This window comes from Acidovorax sp. 59 (assembly GCF_002754175.1).
GTDB lineage: Bacteria > Pseudomonadota > Gammaproteobacteria > Burkholderiales > Burkholderiaceae_C > Acidovorax > Acidovorax delafieldii.
Window position 1 is genome coordinate 1,486,525 of record NZ_PEET01000001.1, and the last position, 20,153, is coordinate 1,506,677.

Genomic DNA, 20,153 nt, shown 5'->3' on the forward strand with positions numbered 1-20,153 from the left:
AAAAGGATGAATCAGCTCAAGATTTCAACCCGGCTGGCTGTGGCATTTGCCGTCATGGTGCTTCTGTTGGTCGCTTTGGGTGCTGTGGGCCTGGTGCGGTCAGCCAACCAGCGCGCGGAGCTCAAGGACGTGATCGATGTCCGGATACCCATCGTCAAAACCCTGGGGGCCCTCAACGACGGCGTGAACGAGCAGGCCATTCAGCTGCGCAATCTGGCGATCTTCACCTCGGATGCGATCGTGAAATCGGCGACAAACCAGATTTCCGCTTCTGCAGCGGATGTCGATGCGCAATACAAAACCCTGACTGCATTGGTCACCTCTGAAAAGGGCAAGGAACTGATGGCGCGCATGCAGCAGCGGCGCGGTGATTTCTTGAAGCTGAGAGATCAATACCTCACGACGCTCCAGCAAGGGCAGCGCGACGAAGCCCTGAAGCTGCTGGAAGAGCAACTGCGCCCTGCGCAGCGGGCCTACATGGCCGCCATAGACGAACAGTTTGAATTTCAATCGCAGAGAACTGTGGACGCCGGCGCGCGCGCCGAAGCTGCCGCCGTGTCGCTGCAGCGCGATGTGCTCATCGCGGGTGCACTGGCCATCGCCATCGCTATCTTTCTGGCCATCACCATCATTCGCTCCATCACCCGCCCCCTGGCGCAGGCGGTGGAGGCGGCCGACCGCGTGGCCAGTGGCGACCTGAGCGGCCAGATCGTCGTGCAGTCCAAGGACGAAACCGGCCACCTGCTCAGCGCCCTGCAGCGCATGCAGCAAAGCCTGGTCAACACCGTCAGCTCGGTGCGCCAGAACGCCGAAGGCGTAGCGTCAGCGAGCGCACAGATCGCCTCAGGCAACAACGACCTGAGCGCGCGCACGGAACAGCAGGCCTCGGCCCTGGAAGAAACGGCCGCCTCGATGGAAGAGCTGGGCTCGACCGTGCGCCAGAACGCCGACAACGCGCGAGCCGCCAACCAGCTGGCCGTGAGCGCCAGCACCGTGGCCGTGCAAGGCGGAGACGTGGTGGCCGAAGTGGTCGAGACTATGAAAGGCATCAACGCCAGCAGCAACAAGATCGCAGACATCATCAGCGTCATCGACGGCATCGCCTTCCAGACCAACATCCTGGCGCTCAATGCCGCAGTGGAAGCCGCCCGCGCCGGCGAACAAGGCCGAGGCTTTGCCGTGGTGGCCGGAGAAGTACGCAACCTGGCAGGACGCAGCGCAGAAGCCGCCAAGGAAATCAAAGCCCTCATCACCGCCAGCGTGGAACGCGTGGAACAAGGCACCGCCCTGGTCGACAAGGCCGGAGCCACCATGACCGAAGTCGTCAGCGCCATCCGGCGAGTGACCGACATCATGGGAGAGATCAGCGCCGCCAGCAGCGAACAAAGCGCAGGTGTTGGCCAAGTGGGAGAAGCCGTCACCCAGATGGACCAGGCCACCCAGCAAAACGCCGCCCTGGTGGAAGAAATGGCCGCTGCTGCCAGCGCACTGAACGCCCAGGCCGGCGAACTGGTCAACGCCGTGGCCGTGTTCAAGCTCGACGCCAGCAGCACGAACAGCAGCTACAGCCAGAACCGCCACACGGCAGCCCCCGCCCGCACCCCCATGGCAGCGCCCAGCTACAAAGCCCCGGCCCGCAGCACCAGCCTGGGCAGCAGCGCCAAGAGCAGCAGCAGCAAACCCGCCAGCCTGGCGGCGCCCAAGGCCAGCAGCCCGGCAGCCTCAACTGCCGCCAAGCCCGCAGCGCCCAGCCCGGCCCCGGCACCCAAGGCTGCGGGAAGCGACGACGACTGGGAGAGCTTCTGACCAGGGCTGCGCAGGCCCCTGGGTGAAGAAATCGGGTCAAAACGGCCGCAAGCGCAGGTGGAACATGCGTTGACAGCTATCAAAAACAAAGCAAGAAAGCACGCAGAGGGGGCTACCTTCTGCGTGCTTTTTTTGTGGGCGGGTGCTTTGTTGGTGATGGCTGAAGGGATGCGTGGGGCGGGTCTGCCACCCGCTGGCGCGATGCTTGCTGAAGGTGCGTGATGGCGAGTTGCCGTTGTGGGCAGCGGCGCGCCAATGTAGGCGGGCGATTTGTACGCAAACGTAACGGAAAGCGCTATGCTGAGCGGGCCCGCCACGGCGCGCGGCCCGTCGGTGGGTAGACATTCCTTTTTGGCGCCGTTCTCCACAGGAGTTCTGCAATGGACCGAGGTTTCAACGCGTCGCGCACGTACATGATGGGTAGCCGCCCCATCATTATCAGCGCGAGCCGCCGTGCGCCTGCCGTGTGGTCTGCTACGCCAACCGTGGCGCCGCCCAGGCCGCACCTGAGTCTGCTGCGCGCTCCCCATATGCCCCTTTCCAACCGCTGGTGCGCTGCCAGCCGGGCGCAGCCTGTTTGCTTGTTTCCCTCAGGAGTGTTGTCATGAACCAGTTCAAGATTTCCACCCGCTTGGCGGGTTTGCTTGCGGCCTTGTGTCTGCTGGTGTTGCTGGTGGGCGTGGCGGGGCTGTATGGCATGGGCAATTCCAATGCCGGGCTCAAGTCGGTATATGACGACCGGGTGGTGCCGCTCAAGCAGATCAAGGTGGTGGCGGACATGTATGCGGTCAACGTGGTGGACACGGCCCACAAGGTGCGTGATGGCGCGCTGACACCCGCACAGGGCCTGCAGTCGGTGGCCGATGCGCGCAAGGCCATCGAGGCCAACTGGAAGGCCTATCTGGCCACCCAGCTGGTGCCGGAGGAAACGCAGTTGGTCGAGCGCTTCAAGCCGCTGCAGGCCAAGGCAGATGCGGCCACCGATGTACTGGCGGGGCACTTCAAGTCGGGCGATGTGGCGGCCCTGACCGCGTTTGCGGCCAAGGAGATGTACCCCGCCATCGACCCATTGCAGGAGGTGCTGGGCCAGCTGATGCAGGTGCAGCTGGACCGTGCCAAGGCCGAGTACGACAGTGCGGCCGCCAGCTACCAGACCATCCGCGCACTGGCGGTCACGGCCGTGGTGGCGGGCATCGTGCTGGCGGTGCTGATGGGCGGCGCCATGATCCGGCAGATTTCGCGCGCGCTGGGTGATGCGGTGCAGATCACCGACGCGGTGGCTCAGGGCGACCTGACCGTGGCGATCCACGCGCGGGGCAAGGACGAGATCGCCCAGTTGCTCGGCGGCCTCACCGCCATGCGGGACAACCTGGCACATGTGGTGTCGGGCGTGCGTGGCAATGCCCAGGGCGTGGCGTCGGCCAGTGCCGAGATCGCATCGGGCAACAACGACCTGTCCATCCGCACCGAGCAGCAGGCCAGCGCGCTGCAGGAAACCGCTGCGTCGATGGAGGAGCTGAGTTCCACCGTCAAGCAAAACGCCGACAACGCGCGCCAGGCCAACCAGCTGGCGATGAGCGCATCCACCGTGGCGGGGCAGGGCGGCGATGTGGTGGCCGAGGTGGTGACCACGATGAAGGGCATCAACGACAGCAGCAAAAAGATCGCCGACATCATCAGCGTGATTGACGGCATTGCGTTCCAGACCAACATCCTGGCGCTGAACGCGGCCGTGGAGGCCGCCCGCGCGGGCGAGCAGGGCCGGGGCTTTGCGGTGGTAGCGGGCGAGGTGCGCAATCTGGCCCAGCGCAGTGCTGAGGCGGCCAAAGAGATCAAGTCGCTCATCACTGCCAGCGTGGAGCGGGTCGAGCAGGGCACCCAGCTGGTGGACAAGGCGGGCATCACCATGACCGAGGTGGTGGGCGCCATTCGCCGCGTGACGGACATCATGGGCGAGATCAGCGCCGCCAGCAGCGAGCAGAGCACGGGCGTGTCGCAGGTGGGCGAGGCCGTCACGCAGATGGACCAGGTCACCCAGCAGAACGCGGCGCTGGTCGAGGAAATGGCGGCTGCTGCCAGCAGCCTGAGCCACCAGGCCCAGGCCTTGGTGGGGGCGGTGGCGGTGTTCAAGCTCACGGCCGACCAGGCACGGGCATCGCAGCCTGGCGGCGCTGTGGACCCGGTGCCGCGCCCTGCGCCTGCAGCGGACACGCGCAAGGCGGCGATGGGTGGCCATGCCGCGGGCAGCAAGGCAACCCTTGCTTTGCGCTCTTCCTTTGCTCCTGCCGCCAAAAAGGCACCTGCTGCCAGTGCCACCACCAAGGCCGCGGGCGCCGCACCCAAAGCAGCCCCACAAGCAGTGGCTGCCGGTGCCGAGGACGACTGGGAGAGCTTTTGACCGACGGCAGGCCATGCCTGCACCGTTTGTAAGTTTTTTGCCCCGTTTTGGGGCGTAGACTTCCCCAAGTTGGTTCGGTGCCTGGCACTGCGCCGACAGCTCCCGCGATGTAGCACCCCAGCCCGAGCGTGCGCTGCACGCACGGGCCTTGTGCGCTGTTTTGATATCCCCACGGCTGACACAGGGGGCCGCACCCATGCCCCCACCGGCGCAGCGCTTGCGCAGTGGGCCGTCGACTCTCTTGTGATGATTTAAATTGATAAAATCATATTTATCATAAATATGATATAATTATCACATTCCAGCCGCTGATTCCTTGTTGTCCCGCGCAGGTGCGCCGCACCACATCGGCGCACCCATGGCTGGCAAAAGCCCCCATAAAAACCACGAAAGATTCCCATGAGCAACCTGAAAATCGGAGCGCGCCTGAGCCTGGCCTTTGGCCTTGTGCTGTTGATCACCGCCACCATCGCCGCCACCGGCGTCTGGCGACTGGCGGTACTCAAGGAGGCCAGCAGTCGCATTGCCACTGTCGAAATGGAACGCAACGCCCTGGCGCAGGAGTGGAAGGCGGCCATCGACCTGAACTGGGTGCGGGCGTCGGCGTCGCTCAAGGCCACGGATGCGGGCTACATCCAGTCGCTCACGGCGGACATGGCCACCACGTCCCAACGGGCCAGCGAGGCGCAAAAGAAGCTGGAGGCGCTGGTGGACGACCCCACCGAAAAGGCGCTGATGGAACGTGTGGCGGTGACACGCAAGGCCTATGTGGACGCGCGCGCCAAATTGCTGGAGCGCAAGAAGGCCGGGGAAGACGTGTTTGCGCTGGTGGACAGCGACCTCAAGCCCCTGGCCACCGCTTACCTGCAGTCGCTGGCCGATGTGGCGGACAACACGCACAAGCAACTCGATGAGTTTGAGGGCGCCATCATGCAGGACGCGGTGACCAGCCAGTGGGTGCTGGCGCTGGCTGCGGTGGTGTCGGTGGTGCTGGGCGCACTGTTTGCGCTGTGGACCACGCGTTCCATCGTGGGGCCGGTGCAGCGTGCGGTGCGGGCGGCCGATGAGATCAGCCACGGCAATCTGTCGGTGCAGATTCCCGACGTGGGCAATGGCCGCAATGAGATGGCCCAGCTGCTGCGCTCGCTGGACGAAATGCAGCAAAACCTGTCGCGCATCGTGGGGCATGTGCGCTCGGGCTCCGAGAACGTGGCCACGGCGTCGTCGGAGATCGCCCAGGGCAACAACGACCTGAGCGCACGCACCGAGCAGCAGGCCAGCGCCCTGCAGGAGACGGCGGCATCCATGGAGCAGCTCAATTCGACCGTGCGCCAGAACGCCGACAACGCCCGCCAGGCCAACCAGCTTGCGCAGAGCGCATCGACGGTGGCCGTGCATGGTGGAGAGGTGGTGAGCCAGGTGGTGGACACCATGAAGGGCATCCACGACAGCAGCAGCAAGATCGCCGACATCATCGGTGTGATCGATGGCATTGCCTTTCAGACCAACATCCTTGCGCTGAACGCTGCCGTCGAAGCGGCGCGTGCGGGTGAGCAGGGCCGGGGCTTTGCAGTGGTGGCGTCCGAGGTGCGCAGCCTGGCGGGCCGTTCGGCCGACGCGGCCAAGCAGATCAAGACCCTGATCAACGACAGCGTGGAACGCGTGGCCGCAGGCACCACGCTGGTCGATCAGGCGGGTGCAACCATGACCGAGGTGGTGGGCTCCATCAAACGTGTTACGGATTTGATGGGCGAGATCAGTGCCGCCAGCTCTGAACAAAGCCAGGGTGTGGCCCAGGTGGGCGAGGCTGTTACACAGATGGACCAGGTCACCCAGCAAAACGCTGCCCTGGTGGAAGAAATGGCCGCCGCCGCCGCCAGCCTCAACAACCAGGCGCAGGACCTGGTGAGCACGGTGGCGTTCTTCAAGCTGTCGCCAGCGCAGGCTGCGCAGCCTGCTGCGTCTGCCTTTGCGCATGTGCCCAAGGCTGCAGGCCCATCTCCGGCCTTGGCCGGTTCCAGCCGACCAGCCCCTGTGGCCCAGTCCAAGGTGCCGCCCCTGCGTGCGGCCGCCAAGCCCGCACCGGCTCTTGCGTCAACGGCGCCAGCTCGTTCGGGCAGCGGCAATGATGCTGACTGGGAGAGTTTTTGACAGTGACTCGCCGCCCTCGGTAGGCGTGACGGGCCCTGCCTTCGCCATGTGTTGGTTCAAACCTGGCTTTGATCTTGTCCGCGCGTCCTGCCTGACCGTTGCAGGTCAGGCGGCCTTGAAGGGGCTTCGCGCTTGCAGGTCGCCGAGGTAGCTTTCCACGCCAGCGCCTTCGCGGTCCAGAAAGCGCTGCACCGCCTCAGCAAATGCCGGGTGTGCCAGCCAGTGCGCGCTGGTGGCCTGCACGGGCAGCAGCGCGCGGGCCATCTTGTGCTCGCCCTGGGCACCCCCCTCAAACCGCACGGCACCGTGGGCGATGCACCACTGCAGCGGCTGGTAGTAGCAGGCCTCGAAGTGCAGGCAGTCCACGCGCTCCAGCGCGCCCCAGTAGCGGCCGTAGGCCACCAGCTCGGAGCGTGATTCGGGGCGTGATTCAGCGTCTTTTGGGGCTGAAGCGCTAGATGCATATGCGCCGGTAGCTATCAAACTGCTAGCAATAGGCCGCCCGTCCCTCTCCCCCACAAACAGCAGCCAGGCCTCGGGCATGTCCGCTGCCATGCGGGCGAAGAAGTCGCGCGTGAGGTAGGGCGGGTTGCCGTGCTCCAGGTAGGTGCGCTCGTAGCAGCGGTAGAAAAAATCCCAGTCTGCAGCGCTGATGTCCGCCCCGCGTGACCAGCGGAAGGTGACTCCGGCATCGGCAACGCGGCGGCGCTCCTGGCGGATCTTCTTGCGTTTGTCTTGCGACAGGCTGGCGAGGAACTGGTCAAAGTCCTGGTAGCGCGGGGTTTCGCCGTCGGTGGCGGCTACCCCCTGGGCCACAGGGAGCGTGGGCCGCTCATTCTTCCAGTGAAACTGCACGGTGTGCCGCAGCATCAGGTCTTGTTGCGCGCTGGTCAGCACATCGTCATCGCTGGCAAACAGCACATGCACGGACGACACGTCTTCTTGCTCGCACCACTGGCACACCGCCTGCACCAGCAGGGCGCGCGTGGCGGCATCGCGGGCCAGCAGCCGGCTGCCCGGCACGGGCGTAAAGGGCACGGCAATGACGGCCTTGGGGTAGTAGGGCACACGGTGCTGCTCGTAAGCGCTGGCCCAGGCCCAGTCAAACACATATTCGCCGTACGAATGGCTCTTGAGGTACAGGGGGCAGGCTGCCACCAGGGTGTCGCCGTCCCACAGCGTCATGAAGCGGGGCGTCCAGCCGGTACGCGGCGTGGCGCTGCCGCTGCTTTCCAGCGCGGCCAGGTATTCATGCCGCATGAAGGGCGTGGGGTGGCTTTGCTGCGCCAGCAGGTGGTTCCAGGCGGCAGTGTCCACGTCCAGCACGGAGGGGAGCACGCGGGCGATAATGGCAGCTTCAGCCATGCAGGCCCCTGTGATGCACCTTTGATTGCGGGCCTGCAACGGCGGTATTCAACCTGGCCGCAGGGGCCGATTCCAGTTCCATGACGCTCTCCATTTGCACTGCGCAGCTCAACTTTGTTGTGGGCGACATGCCCGGCAACGCCCAAAAGATCATTGCGGCAGCCCGCGAGGCCTATGCCCAGGGCGCTCGCCTGTTGTTGACACCGGAGCTGGCCATCTGCGGCTACGCGGCCGAAGACCTGTTCCTGCGCCCTGCCTTCATTGCGGCCTGCGATGATGCCGTGAAAACCGTGGCCCGCGAGACTGCGGGGTTGAAAGGCCTGGCCATCGTGCTGGGCCACCCGCAGGCCATGGCCCCTGGCGCCCAGGCCTTCAGCGTCTGCTTCAACGCCGCCAGCGTGATGCGCGACGGCAAGATCGAGCAGACCTATGCCAAGCGCGAGCTGCCCAACTACCAGGTGTTTGACGAGCGGCGCTACTTCGTGCCCGGCAGCAAGCCCTGCGTGTTCGAGGTGGAGGGCGTGAAGGTGGGTGTGCTGGTGTGCGAAGACGCCTGGTTTGCCACCCCCGCGCGCGATACCGCTGCCGCCGGTGCGCAGTTGCTGGCAGTCATCAATGCATCGCCTTTCCATCTGGGCAAGGGCACAGAGCGCGAGGCCACCATGCGCGCCCGTGTGGTCGAGACGGGCCTGCCGCTGGTCTACGCCCACCTGGTGGGCGGGCAGGACGAGGTGGTGTTTGAAGGCCGGTCGTTTGCGCTGGCCGCCGACGGCTCGGTCGCGGCCCGGGCCCCTGCTTTTGTGGAAAAACTGGTCTATGCGCTAGTCGAATCTGCCCAGGGTGCTATCAAAATTACAGCAGAGGTTGCCCCAGAGCGCACGCTGGAGGCCGACCTGTGGGATGCCCTGGTGCTGGGTGTGCGCGACTATGTGGGCAAGAACGGCTTCCCGGGCGCGCTGCTGGGGTTGTCGGGCGGCATCGACTCGGCGCTGGTGCTGGCGATTGCGGTGGACGCGCTCGGTGCCGACAAGGTCCGCACGGTGATGATGCCGTCGCCCTACACCGCCGACATCAGCTGGATCGATGCGCGCGACATGGCCGCTCGCATGGGCGTGCGCTATGACGAGATTTCGATCAAGCCGCAGTTCGAGGCCTTCAAGGCCGCGCTGGCCACCGAATTCGCCGGGCTGCCCGAAGACACCACCGAAGAAAACCTGCAGGCACGCATCCGGGGCACGCTGCTGATGGCGCTGTCCAACAAGTTCGGCGCCATCGTGCTGACCACCGGCAACAAGAGCGAGATGTCCACCGGCTACTGCACGCTGTACGGCGACATGGCCGGCGGCTTTGCCGTGATCAAGGACGTGGCCAAGACCCGGGTGTTTGATCTGGCCCGCTGGCGCAATGCCAACGACCCGTATGGCACCTGCGCCAGCCCCATCCCTGAGCGCATCATCACCCGGCCGCCCAGTGCCGAGCTGCGACCCGACCAGAAGGACCAGGACAGCCTGCCGCCGTATGAGGTGCTGGACGCCATCGTGGCCCGCTACATGGAAAATGATGAGCCCATCGAGTCCATCATCGCCAGCGGCTTCGCCCGGGCCGATGTCGAGCGCGTGACGCGCCTGATCAAGCTCAACGAGTACAAACGCCGCCAGGCGCCGGTAGGGATTCGTGTCACGCGCCGCAGCTTTGGCAAGGACTGGCGTTACCCTATCACCAGCAAATTCAGGGCGTGACGCTTCGGCGCCGTGCCCCCAGCCCGATTTTTTACATCCTCCAGGAGACCCGCCATGAAAATGATCACCGCCGTCATCAAGCCCTTCAAGCTCGAAGAAGTCCGCGAAGCCCTGGCCGAATGCGGCGTGACCGGCCTCACGGTGACCGAAGTGAAGGGTTTTGGCCGCCAGAAAGGCCATACCGAGCTGTACCGCGGCGCGGAATACGTGGTGGACTTTCTGCCCAAGGTGAAGGTCGAGGTCGTCGTCAAGTCCGAGGATGTGGACCGCTGCGTGGACGCGATCGTGAACGTGGCGCGCACCGGCAAGATCGGTGACGGCAAGATTTTTGTGACCGCCGTGGAGCGCACGGTGCGTATTCGCACGGGCGATCTGGACGACGCAGCGGTGTGAGGTGACAACCCCCTGAGTCGTTTCTTACCTTGCCCTTTCTCTTGAACGGCTGCGCCATTCGAGAAAAGGGAGGCAACGCCAGCGCAAGCAAGCGAAGCGCCGAATGCGCAGCCTGTTGGCCCTTGCTCGGTGGCCTTGGCTTGTGGGCCGCTCCAGTTTCGGAGTGCGGGGGAGTCAGATCACCGAGCGCAGCGGGACAGGCGCTTGGTCGGGCCCCGCGTCTTGCACCAGCGCGCGCAGCAGGCCCTCTGCATCGGTGGATGCGTGCAACAGGCCCATCTGCCATTCACCCATGAAGCCACTGGCCACGCTGCCCTGCAAGAAACCCAGCAGGCCATCATAGTAGCCCCCCACGTTGAGCAAGCCCAAGGGCTTGTCGTGGTAGCCCAGCTGGCGCCAGGTCCACACTTCAAACAGTTCTTCAAAGGTGCCGATGCCGCCGGGCAAGGCGAGGAAGGCATCGCTGCGCTCTGCCATCATGGCCTTGCGTTCGTGCATGGTCTGCACGATGTGCAGCTCGTCACATTGGCGGTTGGCCAGCTCCTTGTCCACCAGCGCCTGCGGTATCACCCCCACCACCCGGCCGCCCGCCAGACGCGTTGCCTCGGCCACCGTGCCCATCAGGCCACTGCGGCCACCGCCGTATACCAGTTGTCCGTTGTGGGCGCCGATCCACTGGCCCACTGCCTGCGCCGCCTGGGCATAGGCGGGGTTGTCGCCGGGGCGCGATCCGCAATATACGCACACAGAAAAAGTGGGTTCAGCCATGGAAAAACCTCTGAAACAATGCGGCGGCCCAGATGCCGATGCACAGCAGCAAGGCCAGCAGAACCGCTGCGCTGCCCATGTCCTTGGCGCGTTTGGACAGGTCATGCCACTCGGGCCCGATGCGGTCGATGGCGGTCTCGATGCCCGTGTTGAGCAACTCCACAATCATCACGATGACCACGGAGCCCGCCAACAAGGCGACTTCGACCCAACTGCGGCCCAGCCAGAGCGACAGCGGCAGCAGCACCATGGCGGCGATGGCCTCCTGGCGGAAGGCCTTCTCGTTCCAGCCGGCCCGCAGCCCTTCCATGGAATAGCCGGCGGCATGCCAGATGCGGTTGAGACCCGTGCGTGCCTTTTGGGGGTTGGCCGGGGCCGCTGAAGGAGGGGAAGAGGGTTGCATGCGCTTATTTTTTGGGAATTTCGTAGTGCACCAGCCGGGTGCCAGCCAGCGCGTCGTGCCAGAACTGCCGCGTGGGGTGGAACCGGCTGAGCAGCGCCCAGATGGCCACCCAGCCCAGCACGATCACGGCGGACTCGCCTCCCGACAGGGAAAATGGTGCGATTGCCGCCAGCGGCGGCAGAAACCACAGCCAGCTCAATACATACCGCAACAAGGCGCGCGGCTGGCTGATGGGTTGCCCTGCAGTGCCCACCACGCGGATGTGCCAGGTTTTCTGTGCGAGGGTCTGGCCTTTGGCCCAGAACCAGGTGAAATAAATACCGAACACCACAAAGAGAAAGGCTTGCAGCGCATGGCGGTTGTCCATCGCATTGCGCGTCTGGCTCAGCGTGCCAAACAGGTACCCGGCGATAAAGACCACGCCGAACATCAGCATGCCTTCGTACAGCCAGCAGGCCATGCGCCGCCACAGGTTGGGCGTGGGGCCGCCCGCAAGGACACCGCTTGATGCGTTGGCCGCAGGCTGGGGCGTGGTGGGAGAGGGAGAAACGGACATTCCAGGTCAGGCCCGTCGGGCCAGGGCAGGTTGAAACCTACTGAGGATACAGGCCGGAGGTGTCAGGTGTTACCGCGGGGGTGCCGGGCGAGCCCGTGCTGTCGGCTCCGCCAGAGCCCAGGGGCGGAAGTACAGCAGGCACCGCACTGGGGATCGCCACGGGCGCTGTTTCCACGCCACCCATCGAGGTTGCCGGCGCTGCGGATGCGGGGGTGGATGGCATCGCAGGCGCCGTCGGCTGAGGCACAGGGGCCGCAACGCGGGGCGAGTGGTCTACCACCGGTGGAATCTTGGGGGCGTTGGGCCGATCGGGGTTGGCTTGCGTTGCTGCGGGCACCTGGGCCAGCTTTTTGGGCGAGACAGGGCGCAGGGCCGTGGCAGCCCCATGGGGATTGGGGGTCGCCTTGGAGGCCAACGCCTTGCGCTCTTCGTCAGACAGTGCCTGGTAGGCCTCCCACTGCGCCCGCTTGTCGTCCCCAGCCAGGCGCTTGGTGACCGCGTAGTTCAAGCGTGCCTGGTTGCGCTGCTGGGCACTCAGATTGGCCCAGTCGGTGATGCGGTCATGGAACTTGCGTTGTTCCTCTTCCGAAAGACCGGGGTAGTTGATGGCCAAGTCCAGCCAGCGGCGTTTTTGGGCTTCGCTGATCAGCGCCCAGCGTTCCGACAGCGGATACAGCGCCAGTTTTTGCGCCGTGGTGAGCGTGCCCCAGCCTGGTCCTGATTCCGTGGCTGGGGGCATGTTCACGGCAGACAGGTCTGTGCGGGCGTTATTGGGACGGGCCACTGCGGCCTCAGCGCCCGCCTGGAGCACTGTGCTGGGGGCCATGCGCATCTGCACCAACGCCTGCCAGCCACCAGCAGTAAGCGCACCCAGAAGCGCCAATGCCAGCACAAAGGCTGGCAGCGTGGAGGGAGCTTCAGAGGGGCTTGGGTGCATGCAGTCCAGAGTCAGGCAGATCAGTTTGACTGCGCGGAGGTCTTGAGGAATTGTACGAAGCCTGGGTCCGAATAAGCGGCGGGAGGCAGGTCATCGGTCAGCAGAGCGGCATCTACCTCGGCCACATCGTTGGCACTGCGTTCGTCCTGCGCGATGTTGATGACCACCAGTCCCACGACCAGCGCCAGCAGAGGCACGGCGGACACCAGGGCATTCCACCAGCCACCGCCTTCGCCGCCACGGCCCAATGTGGCGGTGCTGCCTGCGTTGACCACCACTGCTGCGGAGGCGGTGCGATGCACTGGCGCGGTGACTTTACGTTTGGCCAACGCCTGCATGCGCGAGGCGCGCAGCCGCTCGGAGATGTCATAGGGCAGGGCGTCGGTGCCGCTGGACAGGCGCGCCGTGACGCGCAGCGCAAAGCGCTCGGCAGCAGCTTCAGCTTGGGTCGGTGGGGTCTGTACAGTGTTCTTCATGGCTCGATTCCTTTGGCCTTCAGTGCCTTGCTGAGGGTTTGTATGGCGCGAAAGCAGTGTGTTTTGACACTGCCTTCGGAGCAGCCCATGGCGGCAGCCGTCTCTGCGACGTCCATTTCCTCCCAATAACGCATCAGGAACGCTTCCCGTTGACGTGGTGGCAACTCTGCAATTTCTTCTTCAATGCCCTGGAATATCTGGGCCCGGCGGGTCAGGTCTTCCGCGCTTTCGGCTTTGTCGCCGTCTTCTGTCCCCGAGTACGCTTCGAGCAGATCAAAATCCGTGCCATCTTCACCTGGGCCTTCGAAGTCGCTCATGCTCGAAAACAGTGCATTGCGCGTCTTCTGGCGGCGAAACCAGTCCAGGGTGCAGTTGGAAAGAATCCGCTGGAAGAGCATGGGCAGTTCGCCCGCCGGTTTGTCCCCGTAATGCTCGGCCAACTTGAGCATGCTGTCTTGCACGATGTCGAGCGCCGCTTCCTCGTTGCGAACGTGGTAGACCGAGCGCTTGAACGCGCGCTTTTCTACGCTTTTGAGGAAATCGGAAAGTTCTTGTTCGGTTGCCAAGACGGGTCAGCCCGGGAGGAGATCGGCGCAGATATCTGCAGTTTCGCAACTCAACGGCGCCGTAAAACCGCAGATTATCGCACCCGCCGGAGTTTTTTTCGGCTGCGGAGCGTTTTGTGAGTGTTGCAGTGCGATAATCCACCTGCAATTCAAAAGGCAAACGGGTCACGGTCCGGCGCGGCAATCATCCCGCCCATGTCCTTGGCCTCAAGTTCCAAGCTGGCTTCACAAGAGCGCGTGCGAGGGGCACCCAAGGTTTTTCGTCAGAGAAATTCACAAAGGTTGATCGATCATGGAAATCTCCAAGGCTGAAATCTCTTCAGCAGCCGCTGCTTCGCAGGGCAACACTTCTCCCGCTTCCGGTTCGCAGGACCTCATGGGTTCTGAGATCCTCATCAAGGCTCTCCAGGCAGAGAACGTCCAGTACATCTGGGGCTACCCTGGCGGCGCGGTTCTGTACATATACGACGCGCTCTACAAGCAAGACACCATCCAGCACGTGCTGGTGCGTCACGAACAGGCCGCCGTGCACGCTGCCGACGGCTACGCCCGCGCCACGGGTGAAGTCGGCGTAGCCTTGGTCACTTCGGGTCCCGGCTTGACCAATGCTGTGACCGGCATCGCCACCGCGTACATGGATTCGATCCCCATGGTGATCATTTCTGGTCAGGTGCCCACGCCCGCCATCGGGCTTGACGCCTTCCAGGAGTGCGATACGGTCGGTATCACCCGCCCCATCGTCAAGCACAATTTTCTCGTCAAGGACCCTCGCGACCTGGCCGCGACGATGAAGAAGGCCTTCCATATTGCCCGTACCGGCCGCCCAGGCCCTGTGGTGGTGGATGTGCCCAAAGATGTTTCCTTCAAGAAGGTGCCTTACACCGGCTACCCGCAAACGGTAGAAATGCGCTCGTACAACCCCGTGCGCAAGGGCCATGGCGGACAGATCCGCAAGGCCCTGCAGTTGCTGCTGGCGGCCAAGCGCCCTTATATCTACACGGGCGGCGGCGTGCTGTTGGGCAACGCCACCAACGAGCTGCGCACGCTGGTGGACATGCTGGGCTACCCGGTCACCAACACGTTGATGGGCCTGGGGGCCTATCCGGCCAGCGACCGCAAGTTCCTGGGTATGCTGGGCATGCACGGCACCATCGAAGCCAACAACGCCATGCAGAACTGCGACGTGCTGCTGGCAGTGGGTGCGCGCTTTGACGACCGGGTGATCGGCAACCCCAAGCACTTCGCGCAGAACGACCGCAAGATCATCCACGTCGATATCGACCCGTCGAGCATCTCCAAACGCGTGAAGGTCGACATCCCGATCGTCGGTGACGTGAAGGACGTGCTCACTGAGCTGATTTCCATGATCCGCGAGAGCAGCACCCGCCCTGACGCCGGTGCCCTGGCTGCCTGGTGGGACACTATTGAAGGCTGGCGCAAGCGCGAGTGCCTGAAGTACAGCATGGGCAGCGGTGATGTGATCAAGCCACAGTACGTGGTAGAGACGCTGTGGAACATGACGAAGGATGGTGACACATACATCACGTCCGACGTGGGCCAGCACCAGATGTGGGCCGCGCAGTACTACCGCTTCGACGAGCCGCGCCGCTGGATCAATTCCGGTGGTCTGGGCACTATGGGTGTGGGCATTCCCTATGCCATGGGGATCAAGCTGGCCAAGCCACAGTCCGAAGTGTTTTGTATTACCGGCGAAGGCTCGGTGCAGATGAACATCCAGGAACTGTCCACCTGCCTGCAGTACAACACGCCGATCAAGATCTGCTCGTTGAATAACCGTTATCTGGGCATGGTGCGCCAGTGGCAGGAGATCGAATACTCCGGTCGGTACAGCCACAGTTACATGGACGCGCTGCCCAACTTCGTGAAGCTGGCTGAGGCCTATGGCCACGTAGGGATGCTGATCGAGCACCCCAAGGACGTGGAGCCTGCATTGCGCGAAGCCCGCAAGCTCAAGGACCGCACGGTGTTCATGGACTTCCGTACCGACCCCACCGAGAACGTGTTCCCGATGGTGCAGGCCGGCAAGGGCATCACCGAAATGCTGCTGGGGTCGGAAGACCTTTAAGCCAAATCGGCCTCAGGCGCATGTTTTTCATGCACTACCAGCTATCGAATAGATAGCATCTAAATTTTTGACGAATCTATTGCCTGCCAAGCCCATGCATTACCGTGCATGGGGGAGGGCAGCAAAAAGAGGAATCTCTTCATCATGAAACACATCATTGCTGTCTTGCTGGAAAACGAGCCTGGTGCTCTTTCCCGCGTCGTGGGTCTGTTCTCGGCCCGTGGCTACAACATCGAGTCGCTCACCGTGGCGCCCACCGAGGATGCATCGCTGTCGCGCATGACCATCCAGACCACGGGCTCCGATGACGTGATCGAGCAGATCACCAAGCACCTGAACCGCCTCATTGAAGTGGTCAAGGTGGTTGACCTCACCGAAGGTGCCTACACCGAGCGTGAGCTCATGATGGTGAAGGTGCGCGCGGTGGGCAAAGAGCGCGAGGAGATGAAGCGCATGGCGGATATCTTCCGTGGCCGCATCATCGACGTGACCGAGAAGAGCTACACCATCGAGCTGACGGGCGACCAGTCCAAGAACGACGCGTTCCTGCAAGCCATCGACCGCACGGCCATCCTGGAAACCGTGCGCACGGGCGCCAGCGGCATCGGCCGGGGCGAGCGCATTTTGCGTGTGTAAGACAATTCACCCCGTTTTTCCCATTTCAATCCCCCCAACAACGCATTTCAACCGGAGCGACCCATGAAAGTTTTCTACGACAAAGACACCGACCTGAGCCTGATCAAGGGCAAGACCGTGGCCATCATTGGCTACGGCTCGCAGGGCCATGCCCACGCACAAAACCTGAACGACAGCGGCGTGAAGGTGGTGGTCGGCCTGCGCAAGGGCGGTGCCTCGTGGGACAAGGTTGGCAAGGCCGGCCTGAACGTGCTGGAAGTCAACGACGCCGTGAAGGCCGCCGACGTGGTCATGATCTTGCTGCCCGACGAAGACATCGCAGCCGTGTACAAGAACAACGTCGAACCCAACATCAAGCAAGGCGCTTCGCTGGCCTTTGCCCACGGTTTCAACGTGCACTACAACCAGGTAGTGCCCCGCGCCGATCTGGACGTGTGGATGGTGGCCCCTAAGGCCCCTGGCCACACCGTGCGCAACACCTACACCCAGGGCGGCGGCGTGCCCCACCTGGTGGCCGTTCACCAGGACAAGTCCGGCAAGGCCCGTGACCTGGCTCTCTCCTACGCAGCAGCCAACGGCGGCGGCAAGGCCGGCATTATCGAGACCAACTTCAAGGAAGAAACCGAGACCGACCTGTTCGGCGAACAGGCCGTGCTGTGCGGCGGTGCCGTCGAGCTGATCAAGATGGGTTACGAAACCCTGGTCGAAGCCGGTTATGCGCCCGAAATGGCCTACTTCGAATGCCTGCACGAGCTCAAGCTCATCGTGGACCTGATCTACGAAGGCGGCATCGCCAACATGAACTACTCGATCTCGAACAACGCCGAATACGGCGAGTACGTGACCGGCCCTGAAGTGATCAATGAGCAGTCGCGCGCTGCCATGCGCAATGCCCTCAAGCGCATCCAGAACGGTGACTACGCCAAGATGTTCATCCAGGAAGGCCGCCTGAACTACCCATCGATGACGGCCCGCCGCCGCAACACGGCCGACCACAGCATCGAAAAGGTGGGCGGCCAGCTGCGCGCCATGATGCCCTGGATCGCCAAGAACAAGCTGGTCGACCAGACCCGCAACTGATGTTTCGTTTCTGAAGCGTCAAAAGGCCACTTCGGTGGCCTTTTTCATTGGCGGGCGGCATGGTGTGCAGGCGCTACACTGCGGCCTTCGCCTTTTGCGCGCTTGGCAGTCGGCATTCCTGCGGGAAATGGTTCAATACTATAAATTTAATAGCTGCTTGTGCAATATTTGCAAGCGCTGGAGGTCTGTTTGATGCATGACGGCAATGAGTCCACCGAGAACCCCGGTGTGATGGTGCGCAAAAGGCGCAAAGGCATCTACATCCTGCCCAATCTGTTCACGCTGGCGGCGCTGTTTGGGGGCTTTTACTCCATCGTCATGGCCATGAATGGCCGGTTTGATCAGGCGGCGGTGGGCGTCTTCTGCGCGATGGTGCTCGACAGCCTGGACGGGCGCGTGGCCCGCATGACCAATACCCAGAGTGCGTTTGGCGAGCAGATGGACTCGTTGTCCGACATGGTGTCCTTTGGTGCTGCGCCTGCCCTGATTGCCTATGAGTGGTCCCTGCAGGGTCTGGGCCGCTGGGGCTGGATTGCTGCGTTTGTGTACTGTGCCTGCGCGGCGCTTCGCCTGGCGCGCTTTAACGTGAATACGGGCGTTGTGGACAAGCGCTATTTCCAGGGGCTGCCTTCACCAGCCGCTGCGGCCTTGGTGGCAGGGTTTATCTGGTTGATGACCGAGCTGGGCGTGCGTCCCGGCGAAGACCACTGGCTGACATGGAGCCAGGTGACCTGGATCATGTTCTCCTTCACGCTGTATGCAGGGCTCACCATGGTGACCAATGTGCCGTTCTACAGCTTCAAGGATGTGCAGATGAAAAAGAGCGTGCCTTTTGCTGCCATCGTGCTCATCGCGCTGGGCATCGCTGTCATCAACATTCACCCCCCTATCGTGCTGTTTGGTGTGTTCGTGTTCTATGGCCTGAGTGGTTATGGCGTGTACGCCTGGCGCAAGGCCAAAGGGCAGCACAGCAGCGTGATCAGCACCTCTACCGACGAACCCGACGAGCGCGGTCTGCACAAGTGATGACCGTGATATCCGGCCAGTTGTGCTACATTGCGCGATATGAATTTGTTTGCTTTGGCGCTACTGCTACCTCCCCACGGGCGGAGACAGTAGGCGCACGCGCACACTTTTTCACAAAGGCCCGTTTGCACCCGCGACGGGCCTTTTGTTTTGGGCGCCAGATTTCTAAGTTGCGGGGCCCCACCCACTGATACCAGGAGAACAACATGGCTGACAAACTGATCATTTTCGATACCACCTTGCGCGATGGGGAGCAGTCTCCCGGCGCCTCGATGACCAAGGACGAGAAGCTGCGCATTGCCCGCCAGCTCGAGCGTCTGAAGGTGGATGTGATCGAGGCCGGTTTTGCAGCCAGCTCCAATGGCGACTTTGAAGCCGTGCAGGCGATTGCCAACGCCATCAAGGAGTCCACCATCTGTTCCCTGTCTCGGGCCAATGATCGTGATATTTCACGCGCTGCTGAGGCCCTCAAGGGCGCGGCGAGTGCCCGTATTCACACCTTCATTGCCACTTCGGCGCTGCACATGGAGAAAAAGCTGCGGATGACGCCTGACCAGGTGCTGGAGCAGGCTAAACAGTCGGTCCGTTTCGCCCGCAACCTGGTGGGTGACATCGAGTTCAGCCCTGAGGACGGATACCGCAGCGATCCCGACTTTTTGTGCCGCGTGCTGGAAGCCGTGATTGCAGAAGGTGCCACCACCATCAACGTGCCCGATACCGTGGGCTATGCCGTTCCGGAGCTGTACGGCAACTTCATCAAGACACTGCGCGAGCGCATCCCCAATAGCGACAAGGCGATCTGGTCGGTGCATTGCCACAATGATCTGGGCATGGCGGTGGCCAACTCGCTCGCCGGTGTGAAGATTGGCGGTGCGCGGCAGGTCGAATGCACCATCAACGGTCTGGGTGAGCGCGCCGGTAACTGCTCCCTCGAAGAGGTGGTGATGGCAGTCAAAACCCGCCGTGACTACTTCGGCCTTGAACTGGGGATTGATACCCAGCACATCGTCGCAGCCAGCCGCATGGTCAGCCAGACCACTGGTTTTGTGGTGCAGCCCAACAAGGCCGTGGTGGGTGCCAACGCATTTGCTCATGCCAGCGGTATCCACCAGGATGGCGTGCTCAAGGCACGCGATACCTACGAGATCATGCGGGCGGAAGATGTGGGCTGGAGCGCCAACAAGATCGTGCTGGGTAAGCTCAGTGGTCGTAACGCCTTCAAGCAGCGCCTGCAGGAACTGGGTGTCAGCCTGGATAGCGAAACCGAAGTCAACACCGCTTTCACACGCTTCAAGGAATTGGCTGATCGAAAGAGCGAGATCTTTGACGAAGATATCTTGGCACTGGTGAGCGACGAGAGCGTGACTGCTGAAAAAGAGCAATACGGGTTCGTATCGTTGTTCCAGCAAAGCGAAACCGGTGAGCAGCCCCGTGCACGTATTGTGTTCACCGTGGATGGGCAGGAAGTGCGCGGCGAGGCCGAGGGCAACGGTCCTGTCGACGCCTCGCTCAAGGCCATCGAATCGCATGTGAAGAGTGGCGCCGAAATGGTGTTGTATTCCGTCAATGCCATCAGTGGCTCTACCGAGAGCCAGGGCGAGGTCACCGTGCGGTTGCAGAACAGCGGGCGTGTGGTGAATGGGGTGGGCGCGGACCCAGACATCGTCGTGGCGTCGGCGAAGGCCTACCTCAGCGCTTTGAACAAGTTACAAAGTAAAGCCGATCGGGTAGCCGCACAAGGCTGAGTGATCAATTTATAATTCACTC

Annotated in this window: 17 protein-coding genes; 10 read left to right on the forward strand and 7 right to left on the reverse strand. The window is 62.9% G+C overall.

Features of this window, described 5'->3' with window-relative positions; genetic code table 11:
* Positions 1-6 precede the first annotated feature (6 nt).
* The 3 genes from CLU87_RS06720 (at position 7) to CLU87_RS06730 (ending at position 6,355) form a co-directional block, all read left to right on the forward strand.
* Positions 7-1,806: a methyl-accepting chemotaxis protein gene (locus tag CLU87_RS06720; RefSeq protein WP_099729934.1), complete on the forward strand. Its 1,800-nt coding sequence runs from the start codon at positions 7-9 to the stop codon at positions 1,804-1,806.
* 604 nt (positions 1,807-2,410) lie between these two features.
* On the forward strand, positions 2,411-4,204 hold the full coding sequence (locus tag CLU87_RS06725; RefSeq protein WP_099729935.1) for a methyl-accepting chemotaxis protein: 1,794 nt from the start codon (positions 2,411-2,413) through the stop codon (positions 4,202-4,204).
* Between the two features lie 399 nt (positions 4,205-4,603).
* A complete protein-coding gene (locus CLU87_RS06730; RefSeq protein WP_099729936.1) occupies positions 4,604-6,355 on the forward strand; it encodes a methyl-accepting chemotaxis protein in 1,752 nt (583 codons plus the stop codon).
* Positions 6,356-6,460: 105 nt separating this feature from the next.
* Here CLU87_RS06730 and CLU87_RS06735 read toward each other — a convergent pair whose 3' ends face one another.
* Positions 6,461-7,720, reverse strand: coding sequence for a GNAT family N-acetyltransferase (locus tag CLU87_RS06735; protein ID WP_099729937.1), 1,260 nt, complete (start codon positions 7,718-7,720; stop codon positions 6,461-6,463).
* 80 nt (positions 7,721-7,800) lie between these two features.
* On the opposite strand from CLU87_RS06735, the gene CLU87_RS06740 reads away from it, so the two are divergent.
* Positions 7,801-9,459, forward strand: coding sequence for an NAD+ synthase (locus CLU87_RS06740; RefSeq protein ID WP_056067341.1), 1,659 nt, complete (start codon positions 7,801-7,803; stop codon positions 9,457-9,459).
* Between the two features lie 54 nt (positions 9,460-9,513).
* Positions 9,514-9,852: a P-II family nitrogen regulator gene (locus tag CLU87_RS06745; protein WP_015013651.1), complete on the forward strand. Its 339-nt coding sequence runs from the start codon at positions 9,514-9,516 to the stop codon at positions 9,850-9,852.
* 174 nt (positions 9,853-10,026) lie between these two features.
* Here the strand turns inward: CLU87_RS06745 and CLU87_RS06750 are convergent, their stop codons facing one another.
* The 6 genes from CLU87_RS06750 to CLU87_RS06775 are packed head-to-tail and all read right to left on the reverse strand — an operon-like array spanning position 10,027 to position 13,558.
* A complete protein-coding gene (locus CLU87_RS06750; RefSeq protein WP_056067344.1) occupies positions 10,027-10,620 on the reverse strand; it encodes a TIGR00730 family Rossman fold protein in 594 nt (197 codons plus the stop codon).
* Entirely contained in the window at positions 10,613-11,023 is a 411-nt protein-coding gene (locus CLU87_RS06755) for a diacylglycerol kinase (protein WP_056067346.1), read from the reverse strand. The genes CLU87_RS06750 and CLU87_RS06755 overlap by 8 nt, the downstream gene beginning before the upstream one ends.
* A gap of 4 nt (positions 11,024-11,027) precedes the next feature.
* Positions 11,028-11,579: an RDD family protein gene (locus CLU87_RS06760; protein WP_082522553.1), complete on the reverse strand. Its 552-nt coding sequence runs from the start codon at positions 11,577-11,579 to the stop codon at positions 11,028-11,030.
* 37 nt (positions 11,580-11,616) lie between these two features.
* Complete coding sequence (locus CLU87_RS06765; protein WP_099729938.1) at positions 11,617-12,516, reverse strand: DUF3106 domain-containing protein; 900 nt, start codon at positions 12,514-12,516, stop codon at positions 11,617-11,619.
* Between the two features lie 20 nt (positions 12,517-12,536).
* A complete protein-coding gene (locus CLU87_RS06770; protein WP_099729939.1) occupies positions 12,537-12,992 on the reverse strand; it encodes a DUF3619 family protein in 456 nt (151 codons plus the stop codon).
* Positions 12,989-13,558: an RNA polymerase sigma factor gene (locus CLU87_RS06775; protein WP_056067354.1), complete on the reverse strand. Its 570-nt coding sequence runs from the start codon at positions 13,556-13,558 to the stop codon at positions 12,989-12,991. The genes CLU87_RS06770 and CLU87_RS06775 overlap by 4 nt, the downstream gene beginning before the upstream one ends.
* A gap of 292 nt (positions 13,559-13,850) precedes the next feature.
* Between CLU87_RS06775 and CLU87_RS06780 the strand changes: the two genes are divergently transcribed.
* From CLU87_RS06780 to CLU87_RS06800, 5 genes are all read left to right on the forward strand, one after another.
* Complete coding sequence (locus CLU87_RS06780) at positions 13,851-15,644, forward strand: acetolactate synthase 3 catalytic subunit (RefSeq protein ID WP_056067357.1); 1,794 nt, start codon at positions 13,851-13,853, stop codon at positions 15,642-15,644.
* 144 nt (positions 15,645-15,788) lie between these two features.
* Complete coding sequence (gene ilvN / locus CLU87_RS06785; protein ID WP_015013659.1) at positions 15,789-16,280, forward strand: acetolactate synthase small subunit; 492 nt, start codon at positions 15,789-15,791, stop codon at positions 16,278-16,280.
* Positions 16,281-16,343: 63 nt separating this feature from the next.
* Entirely contained in the window at positions 16,344-17,360 is a 1,017-nt protein-coding gene (gene ilvC, locus CLU87_RS06790) for a ketol-acid reductoisomerase (RefSeq protein ID WP_056067358.1), read from the forward strand.
* A gap of 192 nt (positions 17,361-17,552) precedes the next feature.
* Positions 17,553-18,386 carry a CDP-diacylglycerol--serine O-phosphatidyltransferase gene (pssA, locus tag CLU87_RS06795; RefSeq protein ID WP_056067359.1) on the forward strand — a complete coding sequence of 278 codons (834 nt, stop codon included), beginning with the start codon at positions 17,553-17,555 and terminating at the stop codon, positions 18,384-18,386.
* A 206-nt stretch (positions 18,387-18,592) separates the two neighbouring features.
* The gene (locus CLU87_RS06800) at positions 18,593-20,131 is read left to right on the forward strand and encodes a 2-isopropylmalate synthase (RefSeq protein ID WP_056067361.1); all 1,539 of its coding nucleotides are present in this window, start codon (positions 18,593-18,595) and stop codon (positions 20,129-20,131) included.
* Positions 20,132-20,153: the final 22 nt, after the last annotated feature.